This window comes from Streptomyces regalis, assembly GCF_001509475.1.
In the GTDB taxonomy this organism is placed as follows: domain Bacteria; phylum Actinomycetota; class Actinomycetes; order Streptomycetales; family Streptomycetaceae; genus Streptomyces; species Streptomyces regalis.
In genome coordinates this window covers 1-12,606 of the sequence record NZ_LLZG01000084.1, presented here as the reverse complement: position 1 = coordinate 12,606, position 12,606 = coordinate 1, and the positions used below count along the sequence as shown (strand labels likewise).

Here is a 12,606-nt window from a genome sequence, read left to right as displayed (position 1 = left end):
CTTCCTTTGTACTCACCCTCTCGGGCTTTCCTCCGGGCGCTTCCCTTCGGTCTTGCGTTTCCGACTCTATCAGATCTTTTCTCGATCCGATTTCCTCGGTGCTTTCCAGGTTTCCGCTCTCGCGTTTCCCTTTCCGGCGGTTCCGACTCTATCAGATCCTTTCGGGCCTGACTCCCAGTCAGAGGGGCTTGTCTTCGCGACTGTTAGGCCGTTCCGACGAGTGAGACTTTAGCGGATTCCTCGCTCCCGAGCTAATCGGGGGCTGCGTCCTTTCGAACGCGGATTCCTCATTGCGCAAATACGCATGCCAATCACGCGACGGCAGACGGATCGACTGTCGTCTAATGCTGGTTGGTACTTGCGGAATGGTTGTCCGGGGCCGACCGGAGTCGGTGCTCACGTCGGACAACCCGGAGAACACTACGGATCGGCTCGGAGCGTGTCAACTTCGCTCCAAGTGACACCCCAGGGGCGTAGCCTGGGACGCATGAAGACGCGTACGTGCACCCAGCTGTGGTGGGCCGCCTGACGGCGGCCGTGCTCACGTATGCACTCAACGGCCGCCGCCTCGGCGGCCGTTCTCGTATCTCCCTCCAGAGCTCCAGAGGGTCGGCCGGCCGGGACGGCGGCCTCGACCAGGAGATGGAGAAGAGATGAGTCGGGTCTTCAGTGGGGTCAAGCCGACGGGGCATCTGACGCTGGGGAACTACCTGGGCGCCATGCGGCGGTGGGCTGCCGTCGATCAGCACGAGGCTGAAGCGCTGTTCTGCATCGTCGATCTGCATGCGCTGACCGTGGACCACGATCCGGGGCGGGTGCGCCGGCTGAGTCGGCAGGCGGCGACGTTGCTGCTGGCGGCCGGGCTGGATCCGGAGCTGTGCACCGTGTTCGTCCAGAGTCATGTGGATGAGCACGCGCGGCTGTCGTATGTGCTGGAGTGCGTGGCCACGGACGGCGAGATGCGGCGGATGATCCAGTACAAGGAGAAGGCCGCGCGGGAGCGGGAGCGGGGCGGGAGTGTGCGGCTGTCGTTGCTGACGTATCCCGTGCTGATGGCGGCGGACATCCTGGCGTACGGCGCCGACGAGGTGCCGGTCGGGGACGACCAGACGCAGCATGTGGAGCTCACGCGGGATCTCGCCGTGCGGTTCAACCAGCGGTACGGCCATACGTTTGTGGTGCCTCGGGCCACCCATCCGCAGGTCGCGGCTCGGGTGATGAATCTGCAGGACCCGACGTCGAAGATGGGCAAGAGCGACGACGCAGGGCCGGGGATCGTCTATCTGCTCGATGAACCGGATGTGGTGCGCAAGAAGGTCATGCGGGCCGTCACCGACAGCGGGCGGGAGGTCGTGTACGACCGGGACGGGCAGCCGGGGTTGGCGAATCTGCTGGAGATTCTGGCTGCCTGTACAGGTGGGAACCCATCGGAGCTGAGCGGTGTATATGAGTCGTACGGCGCTTTGAAGTCAGCCACAGCGGAGGCCGTGGTCGAGGTCCTCAGGCCCGTACAGGAGAGGCACAGGGAGCTGTGCGCTGATCCTGCCTATGTGGAGGGGGTGCTGCGGGATGGGGCGGAGCGAGCTCGGGCTATGGCCCGGCCGACCGTGGATGCCGCGTATCGGGCGATCGGGTTGCTGCCGGCGGCTGCCGCTGCGGATATCGGAGTGACTGCATGACTGCTTAGGGGCGGGGTGTGCTGGGCCGCCCCTGTGCAGAGGGCGGCCCGGGTGTCAGCTGTTGTTGCCGGAGGCCAGTTGGCGGCTGCGGTCGCGGGCGGCCTCGAGGGCGGCGATGAGGGCGGCTCGTACGCCGTGGCTCTCGAGTTCGCGGATGGCGTTGATGGTGGTGCCGGCGGGGGACGTCACGTTCTCGCGGAGCTTGACGGGGTGTTCACCGCTGTCGCGGAGCATCGTCGCGGCGCCGATCGCGGACTGGACGATCAGGTCGTGGGCCTTGTCGCGGGGCAGGCCGAGGAGGATGCCGGCGTCGGTCATGGCTTCGACCAGGTAGAAGAAGTACGCCGGGCCGGAGCCGGAGAGGGCGGTGCAGGCGTCCTGCTGGGACTCGGGGACGCGGAGCGTCTTGCCGACGGCGCCGAAGATCTCCTCGGCGTGGGCGAGGTCGGCTTCGCTGGCGTGGGTGCCGGCGGAGATGACGGACATGGCCTCGTCGACGAGGGCGGGCGTGTTCGTCATGACGCGGACGACCGGGGTACCGGTGGCGAGGCGGGACTCGAAGAAGGAGGTGGGGATGCCGGCGGCTCCGCTGATGACCAGGCGGTCGGCGGGGACGTGCGGGGCAAGCTCGTCCAGGAGGGTGCCCATGTCCTGCGGCTTGACCGTGAGGATCAGGGTGTCGGCGGTCTTGGCGGCTTCCGCGTTGGTGACCGGGGTGACTCCGTAGCGGGTGCGGAGCTCTTCGGCTCGTTCCGCGCGGCGGGCCGTCACCAGGAGGTCGGCCAGGGCCCAGCCGCCGCGGATCATTCCGCTGAGCAGGGCTTCGCCGATCTTGCCGGTGCCGAGGACTGCGACTTTCTGGGTCATGGCTGGGGTGCCCTCCGGGGGTTGCGTCGTCCGGGTTCATCCTCGCACCGAGGGCGGCTTTCGACGTGGCGTGTCCGGTGGGCGGACGGGCGGGGCTGACTGGATGGGGGGTCGGCTCGCCCCGCGGTGGTCAGGGGGTCCTGCGGCGCAGCGTCGCCGCGCCCAGGCCCAGGACCAGCAGGGCACAGCCCGCCACGATCAGGGCGTCGCGTACGAAGTTGGCGGTCATGTCGGTGTGCTTGAGGACCTGGTTCATGCCGTCGACCGCGTAGGACATGGGGAGGACGTTGGAGATGGCTTCGAGGGCGGGGTGCATGTTGTCGCGGGGAGTGAACAGTCCGCAGAGGAGGAGCTGGGGGAAGATCACGGCCGGCATGAACTGGACGGCCTGGAATTCGGAGGCCGCGAAGGCCGAGACGAAGAGACCGAGCGCGGTGCCGAGCAGCGCGTCGAGCAGGGCCACGAGCAGGAGCAGCCAGGGGCTGCCGGTGACGTCCAGGCCGAGGAACCAGAGGGCGAGCCCTGTCGCGAGGGCGGATTGGATGATCGCGAGGGTGCCGAAGGCGAGGGCGTAGCCGGCGATCAGGTCGCCCTTGCCGAGGGGCATGGCGAGGAGGCGTTCGAGGGTGCCTGAGGTGCGTTCGCGCAGGGTGGCGATGGAGGTGACCAGGAACATCGTGATGAGGGGGAAGATGCCGAGCAGGGACGCGCCGATGTTGTCGAAGGTGCGCGGGCTGCCGTCGAAGACGTAGCGGAGCAGGAACAGCATCACGCAGGGGATCAGGATCATCAGCGCGATGGTGCGCGGGTCATGGCGGAGCTGGCGCAGAACCCGGGCGGCGGTGGCGGTCGTGCGGGCCAGGTTCAGGGCGCCGGTGGGGGCGGGCCGGTGCGTCGTGGTCGGGCTCGTCGTCGTGGTCATCGCGTGGTCTCCTTCGCGCGGGCGGCCGCGGTCGCCTCGTCCACCAGGTGCAGGAAGGCCGCCTCGACCGTCTCGGAGTGTGTACGGGTGCGGAGGGCGTCCGGGGTGTCGTCGGCGAGGATCCGGCCCTCGCGCATGAGGAGGAGGCGGTGGCAGCGCTCGGCCTCGTCCATGACGTGGGAGGAGATGAGGAGGGTGGCGCCGCGGGAGGCGGCGATGTCGTGGAAGAGGTTCCAGAGGTCCCGGCGCAGGACCGGGTCGAGGCCGACCGTCGGCTCGTCCAGGACGAGGAGTTCGGGGGTGCCGAGGAGGGTGACCGCCAGGGAGACGCGGCTGCGCTGGCCGCCGGAGAGGTTGCCGGCCAGGGCGTCGGCGTGGCTCGTGAGGTCGACGTCGGTGATGGCGCGGGTGACGTTCTCGTGGCGCCGGTCGGTGGCGGCGTGGCCCGGGTCGAGGATCGCGGCGAAGTAGGCGAGGTTCTGGCGGACCGTCAGGTCGTCGTAGACGGAGGGGGCTTGGGTGACGTAGCCGATGCGGGTGCGCAGGGTGGGGTGGCCGGCGGGGTGGCCCAGGACGTCGAGGGTGCCGGTGACCTTGGCCTGGGTGCCGACGATGGCCCGCATCAGGGTGCTTTTGCCGCAGCCGGACGGGCCGAGCAGGCCTGTGATCTGGCCGCGCGGGACGGTGAAGTCGAGGTCGCGGAGTACTTGGCGGGTGCCGCGTACGACGTTCAGGGTCTCGGCTCGGATGGCTGGGTCGTCGGGGGGATCGGATCGGGCAGAAGAATAATTCATCATGCGATGAATAATCCTCCGGCCGGGCTGCGGCGTCAAGCGGCGAGGCGGGCGGGCGGGCGTCAGGCGTGTCAGAGGTGTGGGTTGCGGCGTGCGATGCGCTGGGTGGTCGTGTACCCCGGGGTGCCGGGTCCGACCGCACCTGGCGGGGGGATTGCGCTCCGCGCCGTGAGGGCGTTCATGCGGGGCGCGCGGTTCGGCATGTAGTTCGCCCGTCCTCCTCGGCTCGGCGCTGGGCTGGTGTCCGAGCCGGGTGGGGAGGGCGGGCGTGAGGAGGAGGGTGTCAGGAGGTGGTGGCCACGAGGAGGTCGACGTCGTAGGTCTCTTCGATGATTCCGGTCGGGAAGGCGGTGAGGAGGAGTTGCTTCTCCTCGGCGAGGAAGGCATTGCTCGCTTCGGTGCCGTGGACCAGGAAGATCGAGTGGCTGCCGATGTTCGCCAGGTGAGTGTCGATGGGGACACGGCGGCTCCAGCGGACCTTGCGGGACGTGAAGGCGAGGCTGTCGGTGGGATCGGCCAGGGCGGCTCGGGCGCCGCTGCCGTTCTGCTCGACGACGGGGTGGGCGCCGAAGCGGCGCCCGATACGGTCCGCCTGCGCCGCGTGCCACGGGATGTCGAGGGGGGTGGTGTTCCACCACAGCGCCAGCGCGCCGCCCGGACGCAGCACGCGGAGGGCCTCCGGGACGGAGTGGGCGGGGTCGGTCCAGTGCCAGGCCTGGGCGTAAGTGATGAAGTCGGCGTAGGCGGTGGCGACGGGGAGTGCGTTGCCGTTGCCGCGGACGATCGGTATGTCGGGGTTGGTGCGGCGGAACTGGGATGCCATGCCGTCGCCGGGTTCCACGGCCAGGACGTCGGCGCCGCGCGTGCGGAGGAGGGCGGTGGCGATGCCGGTGCCCGCGCCCACGTCGACGACGCGCGCGCCGGTGAGGGGGCGGCCGGCGAGTTCCTCGATCGCGTCGAAGAGGGCGGGTGGGTAGGAGGGGCGGTTCGCGGCGTACTGGGCTGCGGCGGCGTCGAAGGAACGGGCTCGGTCGGTGTGGGAAGGGGCCGTCATACGGCCATGGTGGCGGTGGTTGGTGCGGTGTGCACCGAGTTTGCCGAGAGGTGGATGTGCGGGGCGCTGGGAGGGGAGCGGGCGGGTCCGTGCCGAGGGGCGGCGGTTTCTGCTCTGCGTCGAGGCATGGGCAGCACAGGCCTGGGGCAGCACGGCCCAGGTTGGGGGTGGCCAGAAGCGACCCTGCAGCGAGTCCCGGCAGAAGGTGGGCGGCGGCTGCAGGCGCTTGGCGGGACAGGCCGCCTGCTTCGCGTGGGCGGCGGACTTGCGTGCGGAGCGGTCAGGCTCGCGGGCCTCGGGATCGGGGGAGATCGGCCTTATGACTCGCTGGGCCTGGAAGGCGTAGGACGCGGCCGCCGGCGCGTCTGTCAGCTATGTGCGGCGGCGCTTCTTTGCCGGGTTGCCTGTGCGGCGGGTCGTGCGGGTCTCGTGTTGCTGGCGTGCCGTCTCGTATTCCTGGCGGTGGAGTTTCTCGCCGGGGGCCTCGGTGAGGGAGCGGAGGAAGTAGGCGAGGAGTGAGCCGACGAAGCCGATGGCCAGCAGGCCGCGGAGGGATGCCTGGCGTTCGGGGTCGGGGCGCTGGGTGAAGCCGTCCCAGGTGTGGCGGAACGCGAGGGCGCTGCACACCGCGAACATCACGACCACCACGACGGCGACGAAGTTGCCGACCTCGGCGATCTGGAGGCCCTCGTAGGCGAAGCGCAGGACCAGGCAGGAGGCGGCCGCGGTGGCGAGGGAGCCGACGGTCACCGCGATACGGCGGGCGGTGTAGCCGTTGTCGTGGTCGACCCAGGTGGTGCCGAAGAAGCGGAGGGGCTCGGGGCGGGGGCCCGTGGAGCCCGCGGGGGTGGCCGGGGTGCCGTTCTTCTCGCTCACGCGTCGATTATGGCTCCGGCGTGGCCGCGGGCTCCGTACGGGTTCCGGTGAACCGGATCAGAGATCGGATCAGAAGGAGCAGTGCGGGCGGATGTAGCCGTCGCTGCCGGTGTTCACGTAGGCGTCCGAGACGAACTCGCCGTCGTCGATGTTGTCCCAGATGTTCGACGTGCCGTAGGGACCCGTCACCGTGGTGCCCGGCGTCTGGCAGAAGATCGGGATCTTGGCGCCCTCGGGCAGGACGCGGACCACGGCGTAGTTGGTGCCGGGGCCCCGGCGGACGTTCAGGCGGACGCCAGGGGCGACCGAGTAGTAGCGCAACGCCGTGGTCGTAGCCAGCGTGGGCGTGGCCGCCAACGTCGTGACTGCCTCTTCCTCGCCGCCCCCGGTCTCTTCGGCTCTTCTGACCACTTCAGTGCGGTCTGCAGACATGAGAAAACCTCCCCCGTTGATCCCCATGACAGCCATGGGGCCCCGTTGATTCCCCTAAATCACGCCACGCACACATGTGCGCGTTTGGAACACGGAGGCTAGCAAGCCGCCTCTGTCTCGCACGAGTCATCGACTAGGCTCCGAGCGTCGCGCGCGCGGACGAACAGCACGGGGGTGGTCCCATGGCGCCACAGCAGGACACCGGAGCGGGCGCGGAAGCGGAACTTCCGGAGTACGCCGGTCACTACCGTCTGGAGTCGCGCCTGGGGTCCGGGGGCATGGGCGTCGTACATCTGGCGCGGAGCACTTCGGGCATGCAGCTCGCGGTGAAGGTCGTGCATGCCGAGTTCGCGAAGGATCCCGAGTTCAGGGGGCGGTTCCGGCAGGAAGTGGGCGCGGCACGCAGGGTGAGCGGTGCCTTCACCGCGCCCGTGGTCGACGCCGATCCGGAGGCCGAACGGCCCTGGATGGCCACGCTGTTCATCCCCGGCCCGACGCTCGCCGACCAGGTGAAGCGGAACGGGCCGATGGACCCGGCGCAATTGCGGCGGCTGATGGCCGGGCTGGCGGAGGCACTGCGCGACATACACCGGGTCGGCGTCGTGCACCGGGACTTGAAGCCGAGCAATGTGCTGCTGGCCGATGACGGGCCGAAGGTCATCGACTTCGGCATCTCTCGGCCAAAGGACAGCGAACTGCGCACCGAGACGGGGAAGTTGATCGGTACACCGCCGTTCATGGCGCCCGAGCAGTTCCGGCGGCCACGGGAGGTCGGGCCGGCCGCCGACATCTTCGCGCTCGGGTCCGTGTTGGTGCACGCGGCGACGGGACGGGGGCCGTTCGACTCCGACAGTCCGTATGTCGTCGCCTACCAGGTGGTCCATGACGAGCCGGACCTGACCGGCGTACCGGAGAATCTCGCTCCGCTCGTGATGCGCTGTCTGGCCAAGGAGCCCGAGGACCGGCCCACGCCCGACGAGTTGATGCGGGAACTGCGGTCGGTGGCGGCGTCGTACGACACGCAGGCGTTCATTCCGGCGCAGCGGGCCGGCCACACACAGCCCAAGCCGGAGTTCGGTCCGAAGCCCGATCCGAAGCCCGATCAGGAGGCGGAGGCGGAGCGAGGGCCGCGTGCCGGGGAGAAGCGGGCCGGGCGGACGCCCGGAAGGCGCCGGGGCAGACTGCTGGCCCTCGGGGCCGGGGCCGCCGGTCTCGCCGCGGTTGTCGCGCTGGCCTCCGTGCAGCTTCTCGGCGGCGAGCCGACGCCGGAGCCCGAGAAGAGCGCGCGGACCGCGTCGGCCGCTTTCGGCGCGTGGACCGCAACTCCGGCGCCCAACAAGGGCACACCCCAGTGTTCATACGGGGCGGGGAAGGTGCTGTGTGTCCAGTCCGGGCTCGTCTTCGCGCTCGACCCGCTGGACGGCCGGCTGCTGTGGCGGCACCCCGTCGACGCGTCGCACGCGGGCGGAGCACCGACCGTGGCCGGCGGCCTCGTGCACCCGCGGTCATGGCCGGGCCGCCGGGTGGAGGCGCTCGATCCCGCTACGGGCAAGCCACGTTGGCAGCACGACATGCCCGCGTACAGCACATCGTCGACCGCCGGAGGCATGCTGCTGCTCGCCGGCGTCGACGGCACGGTCACCGGCGTGGACGGCGCTTCGGGCGACACGAAGTGGAACCGCACCGTCCCGGGTCACAAGGAGCCGTACTTCGTCTCCTTCGCCGGAGATCCACTCGCGTACGCGTCGACCATCTCCGACGACGGGGCGAGCACTCGGGTCACCGCGGTGGACCCGGCCACGGGCGACGTGCGCTGGGACGCCCGGCTGAAGGGGACGCTGGAACTCGTCGGTGCGTCAGGGGGGTCGGTCGTCTTCGTCTCCGTGGAGGGGACCTACAGCGACACGAAGGCCGTGGTCCGCTACTCCCCCGACGACAGAACCTCGCGGCGTGTGACGCTGCCCCTCCCGCTCCTGCAGGCGCACGGCACCGTACGCGGAAACGTCGTCTACCTCGTGGGCGGCGACGGTTCGCTGGTCGCCGTCGATCTGGAGGCGCGCAGGCAGCTCTGGAGCCTGGAGACGTCGGTGCTCCGCATGTCGTCGCCTGTCGCCGACGGCCGGCATGTGTACGTCAGTGCCCCCGATGGCCGGCTGCTCGCCGTGGACGCCCGCAACGGCAAGCTCCTGGGCCAGACGCCGGCCCGGCTCGGCGCGGACGCCCTGGTGGCGGCCGACCTGCCGGAGCCCGTGCTCGCCGACGGCCATGTGTACGCGTGCGCCCCCGACGGCACCGTATTCGCCGTCGACGGCCGGGACCCGTCGGCCTGGTGACACGCAAAGGGACCGCCTCCCGAGGAGACGGTCCCTGCGATACGCGCTGCTCGGTGACCCGCCCTCAGCCCAGCTTGGTCACATCCCGCACGGCGCCCTTGTCGGCGCTGGTCGCCATCGCGGCGTAGGCCCGCAGCGCCGCCGACACCTTGCGCTCGCGGTTCTTCGGGGCGTACGCCCCGTTCAACGCCTGCTCACGGCGGGCGAGTTCCGCCTCGTCGACCAGCAACTCGATCGAGCGATTCGGGATGTCGATGCGGATCCGGTCGCCGTCCTCGACGAGGGCGATCGTGCCGCCGGACGCGGCCTCCGGGGAGGCGTGGCCGATGGACAGGCCGGACGTACCGCCGGAGAAGCGGCCGTCGGTGATCAGGGCGCAGGTCTTGCCGAGGCCGCGGCCCTTGAGGAAGGACGTCGGGTAGAGCATCTCCTGCATGCCGGGGCCGCCCTTGGGCCCCTCGTAGCGGATGACCACGACGTCCCCGTCCGTCACCTGCTTGTTGAGGATCTTCTCCACCGCCTCTTCCTGCGACTCGCAGACGACCGCCGGACCCTCGAAGGTCCAGATGGACTCGTCCACACCCGCGGTCTTCACCACGCAGCCGTCCACGGCGAGGTTGCCCCTGAGGACCGCCAGGCCGCCGTCCTTGGAGTACGCGTGCTCGGCGCTGCGGATGCAGCCGCCCTCGGCGTCCTCGTCGAGCGCCTCCCAGCGCTCGGACTGCGAGAAGGCCTCGGCCGACCGGACGCATCCCGGGGCGGCGTGCCACAGCTCGACCGCCTCGGGAGAAGGCGACCCGCCCCGCACGTCCCAGGTCTTCAGCCAGTCCGACAGGGAGGGGCTGTGCACGGCGTGCACGTCCTCGTTCAGCAGGCCGGCGCGGTGCAGCTCGCCCAGCAGCGCCGGGATACCGCCGGCGCGGTGCACGTCCTCCATGTAGTAGGTGCGGTTCTTGGCGACGTTGGGCGCGACCTTCGCCAGGCACGGGACCCTGCGGCTGACCGCGTCGATCTGCTCCAGCCCGAACGGAACGTCCGCCTCCTGGGCGGCGGCCAGCAGGTGCAGGATCGTGTTGGTCGAGCCGCCCATGGCGATGTCGAGGGCCATGGCGTTCTCGAAGGCCGCGATGGTGGCGACGGAGCGCGGCAGGACCGTCTCGTCGTCCTGCTCGTAGTAGCGGCGGGTGATGTCCATGACGGTCTGCGCCGCGGCGACGTACAGCTGTTTGCGGGCCGTGTGCGTGGCCAGGACCGAGCCGTTGCCGGGGAGGGAGAGGCCGATGGCCTCGGTCAGGCAGTTCATCGAGTTGGCGGTGAACATGCCGGAACACGAACCGCAGGTCGGACAGGCGCTCTCCTCGATACGGAGGATGTCCTCGTCCGAGATCTTGTCGTTCACGGCGTCGGAGATCGCGTCGACCAGGTCGAGCGTGCGGACCGTGCCGTCGACGAGCGTGGCTCGGCCGGACTCCATCGGACCGCCGGAGACGAAGACGGTCGGGATGTTGAGCCGCAGGGCGGCGTTCAGCATGCCCGGGGTGATCTTGTCGCAGTTGGAGATGCAGATCAGGGCGTCGGCACAGTGGGCCTCCACCATGTACTCCACGCTGTCCGCGATCAGATCACGGGACGGCAGGGAGTAGAGCATCCCGCCGTGCCCCATCGCGATGCCGTCGTCGACGGCGATGGTGTTGAACTCGCGCGGGATGCCGCCGGCCTCCGTGATCGCCTCGCTGACGATGCGGCCGACGGGCTGGAGGTGGGTGTGACCGGGCACGAACTCGGTGAAGGAGTTCGCCACCGCGATGATCGGCTTCCGGCCGATGTCCGCACCGGGTACACCGGAGGCGCGCATAAGGGCGCGGGCGCCCGCCATGTTGCGACCGTGGGTGACTGTGCGGGACCTCAGCTCGGGCATCGTCGCTCGCTCCTTCAGGACTGCAGAGACTGCGATCAGAGACTTCTGACTGCTAACGAGCGTACGCCGGTCATCCAGGGGTCGGGACGAGGTGTCCGGAATACGGGATGAATGTCTCGTGGAGGAGGCGGGCTACTGACTCGTCCGACTCACTCGTCGGTGGCGTACCGTCCGGTGAGATGCCCCTGCACCACCGGCGCCACGCGCGCGATGATCTGCTCCGGGTCCGCCGACGCGATCGGCTCGATCTTGATGACGTACCGCATCATCGCGATGCCCACCAGCTGCGCGGCCGCCAGCTCGGCACGCAGCTCCGCGTCCGGGGCGTCGATCTCCCCGGCGATGCGGCGCAGCAGCTGAGCGGAGACGAGGCGGCGGAACACGGCGGCCGCGGCCTCGTTGTTGACCGCGGACCGGACGATCGCGAGCAGCGGCTTGCGGGTCACCGGGTTCTCCCAGAGCCCGAAGATGGTGCGGGTCATGCGCTCGCCGACACCGTCGAGGGGCCCTTCGATCACCGCGTCCCGGACCTTGAGGGCGGGCGCGAAGGCGACCTCCACCGCCGCCTCGAAGACCTGCTCCTTGGTGCCGAAGTAGTGGTGCACGAGCGCCGAGTCCACCCCGGCCGCCTTCGCGATGCCGCGCACGGACGTCTTCTCGTACCCCCGCTCGGAGAACTCCTCGCGGGCCGCGTCCAGGATGCGGTCGCGGGTGTCGGCGGATTCCGTACGAGGGGGTCGGCCCCGGCGTCGGGAGGTCACCCCGCCCCGCCCCGAGGTGGCGTCGGTCACGGCCGGGGCACCTTCACCGCCGAGGCCAGATGCAGCCGTGTGAAGGCGAGGGCCTCGGCGAGATCGGCTTCGCGTTCGGCGCTGGACATCGCGCGGCGGGTGTTGACCTCGATGACGACGTGGCCGTCGAAGCCGGTCAGGGCGAGGCGCTCCAGCACCTCGGCGCAGGGCTGGTTGCCGCGGCCCGGGACGAGGTGCTCGTCCTTGGCCGACCCCCTGCCGTCCGCGAGATGCACGTGCCCGAGCCGGTTCCCCATGCGATCGATCATCTGAAGCGCGTCGCTACGGGCCGTGGCGGTGTGGCTGAGGTCGATCGTGAAGTGCCGGTAGTCGTCCTTCGTCACATCCCAGTCGGGGGCGTACGCGAGCATCTCGCGGTCGCGGTAGCGCCAGGGGTACATGTTCTCGACGGCGAACCGCACATCCGTCTCGTTCGCCATCCGCCAGATTCCGGCGACGAAGTCACGGGCGTACTGGCGCTGCCAGCGGAACGGCGGGTGTACGACGACCGTGGAGGCCCCCAGCTTCTCGGCGGCCGCCTGGGCGCGCTGGAGCTTGGTCCAGGGGTCGGTGGACCACACGCGCTGGGTGATCAGCAGACAGGGGGCGTGGACGGCGAGGATCGGGATCTGGTGGTAGTCACTGAGCCGGCGCAGCGCCTCCATGTCCTGGCTGACCGGGTCGGTCCACACCATGACCTCGACACCGTCGTACCCGAGGCGCGCGGCGATCTCGAAGGCCGTCGCCGTCGACTCCGGATAGACCGAGGCCGTCGACAGGGCGACCTTCGCATCCGGGATGCGCACCACTGGTTCTGCCACGGGGACAGAGTACGGGGCCGCCACGAACGCCGGGGAACCGATGGCTACGTGCCCGCCGCGGGGGTCTGCGATCGGCCAGGGGTGCGAACTGGGCATATGCCGGGGGCTGAAGGGAGGGG

12 protein-coding genes are annotated in these 12,606 nt (G+C 70.0%); 3 read left to right on the top strand and 9 right to left on the bottom strand.

Annotated features, from left to right (window positions below):
- The first annotated feature begins 501 nt into the window (after positions 1-501).
- Together ADL12_RS53950 and trpS are read left to right on the top strand one after the other, a co-directional pair.
- Entirely contained in the window at positions 502-657 is a 156-nt protein-coding gene (locus ADL12_RS53950; protein WP_159053164.1) for a hypothetical protein, read from the top strand.
- Positions 654-1,679 carry a tryptophan--tRNA ligase gene (gene trpS, locus ADL12_RS14110; protein ID WP_062702196.1) on the top strand — a complete coding sequence of 342 codons (1,026 nt, stop codon included), beginning with the start codon at positions 654-656 and terminating at the stop codon, positions 1,677-1,679. The genes ADL12_RS53950 and trpS overlap by 4 nt, the downstream gene beginning before the upstream one ends.
- A gap of 54 nt (positions 1,680-1,733) precedes the next feature.
- Here trpS and proC read toward each other — a convergent pair whose 3' ends face one another.
- From proC to ADL12_RS14080, 6 genes are all read right to left on the bottom strand, one after another.
- The gene (proC, locus tag ADL12_RS14105) at positions 1,734-2,546 is read right to left on the bottom strand and encodes a pyrroline-5-carboxylate reductase (protein ID WP_062702194.1); all 813 of its coding nucleotides are present in this window, start codon (positions 2,544-2,546) and stop codon (positions 1,734-1,736) included.
- 130 nt (positions 2,547-2,676) lie between these two features.
- Positions 2,677-3,468 carry an ABC transporter permease gene (locus ADL12_RS14100; RefSeq protein ID WP_062702192.1) on the bottom strand — a complete coding sequence of 264 codons (792 nt, stop codon included), beginning with the start codon at positions 3,466-3,468 and terminating at the stop codon, positions 2,677-2,679.
- Complete coding sequence (locus tag ADL12_RS14095; protein ID WP_062702190.1) at positions 3,465-4,265, bottom strand: ABC transporter ATP-binding protein; 801 nt, start codon at positions 4,263-4,265, stop codon at positions 3,465-3,467. Before ADL12_RS14095 ends, ADL12_RS14100 begins: the two co-directional genes overlap by 4 nt.
- 280 nt (positions 4,266-4,545) lie before the next feature.
- Positions 4,546-5,316: a class I SAM-dependent methyltransferase gene (locus tag ADL12_RS14090; RefSeq protein ID WP_062702188.1), complete on the bottom strand. Its 771-nt coding sequence runs from the start codon at positions 5,314-5,316 to the stop codon at positions 4,546-4,548.
- Between the two features lie 372 nt (positions 5,317-5,688).
- The gene (locus ADL12_RS14085; RefSeq protein WP_062702186.1) at positions 5,689-6,192 is read right to left on the bottom strand and encodes a hypothetical protein; all 504 of its coding nucleotides are present in this window, start codon (positions 6,190-6,192) and stop codon (positions 5,689-5,691) included.
- A 69-nt stretch (positions 6,193-6,261) separates the two neighbouring features.
- Complete coding sequence (locus ADL12_RS14080) at positions 6,262-6,624, bottom strand: SH3 domain-containing protein (RefSeq protein ID WP_062702184.1); 363 nt, start codon at positions 6,622-6,624, stop codon at positions 6,262-6,264.
- A 182-nt stretch (positions 6,625-6,806) separates the two neighbouring features.
- On the opposite strand from ADL12_RS14080, the gene ADL12_RS14075 reads away from it, so the two are divergent.
- Positions 6,807-8,957 (top strand): serine/threonine-protein kinase, encoded by a 2,151-nt coding sequence (locus ADL12_RS14075; protein ID WP_062702182.1) that lies wholly within the window; start codon positions 6,807-6,809, stop codon positions 8,955-8,957.
- 64 nt (positions 8,958-9,021) lie between these two features.
- Here ADL12_RS14075 and ilvD read toward each other — a convergent pair whose 3' ends face one another.
- The 3 genes from ilvD to ADL12_RS14060 all read right to left on the bottom strand — a co-directional run bounded on the left by ilvD (position 9,022) and on the right by ADL12_RS14060 (position 12,487).
- Positions 9,022-10,875: a dihydroxy-acid dehydratase gene (ilvD, locus tag ADL12_RS14070; protein WP_062702180.1), complete on the bottom strand. Its 1,854-nt coding sequence runs from the start codon at positions 10,873-10,875 to the stop codon at positions 9,022-9,024.
- Between the two features lie 149 nt (positions 10,876-11,024).
- Entirely contained in the window at positions 11,025-11,666 is a 642-nt protein-coding gene (locus ADL12_RS14065) for a TetR/AcrR family transcriptional regulator (protein ID WP_062702178.1), read from the bottom strand.
- Positions 11,663-12,487 carry a sugar phosphate isomerase/epimerase family protein gene (locus ADL12_RS14060; protein WP_079052033.1) on the bottom strand — a complete coding sequence of 275 codons (825 nt, stop codon included), beginning with the start codon at positions 12,485-12,487 and terminating at the stop codon, positions 11,663-11,665. Before ADL12_RS14060 ends, ADL12_RS14065 begins: the two co-directional genes overlap by 4 nt.
- Positions 12,488-12,606 lie beyond the last annotated feature (119 nt).

Coding starts and splice junctions, on each gene's coding strand:
- ADL12_RS14095 (WP_062702190.1), bottom strand. CDS start 4,265: ATGATGAATTATTCTTCTGCCCGATCCGATCCCCCCGACGACCCAGCC.
- ADL12_RS14090 (WP_062702188.1), bottom strand. CDS start 5,316: ATGACGGCCCCTTCCCACACCGACCGAGCCCGTTCCTTCGACGCCGCC.
- ADL12_RS14100 (WP_062702192.1), bottom strand. CDS start 3,468: ATGACCACGACGACGAGCCCGACCACGACGCACCGGCCCGCCCCCACC.
- ADL12_RS14080 (WP_062702184.1), bottom strand. CDS start 6,624: ATGTCTGCAGACCGCACTGAAGTGGTCAGAAGAGCCGAAGAGACCGGG.
- ADL12_RS14075 (WP_062702182.1), top strand. CDS start 6,807: ATGGCGCCACAGCAGGACACCGGAGCGGGCGCGGAAGCGGAACTTCCG.
- proC (WP_062702194.1), bottom strand. CDS start 2,546: ATGACCCAGAAAGTCGCAGTCCTCGGCACCGGCAAGATCGGCGAAGCC.
- trpS (WP_062702196.1), top strand. CDS start 654: ATGAGTCGGGTCTTCAGTGGGGTCAAGCCGACGGGGCATCTGACGCTG.
- ilvD (WP_062702180.1), bottom strand. CDS start 10,875: ATGCCCGAGCTGAGGTCCCGCACAGTCACCCACGGTCGCAACATGGCG.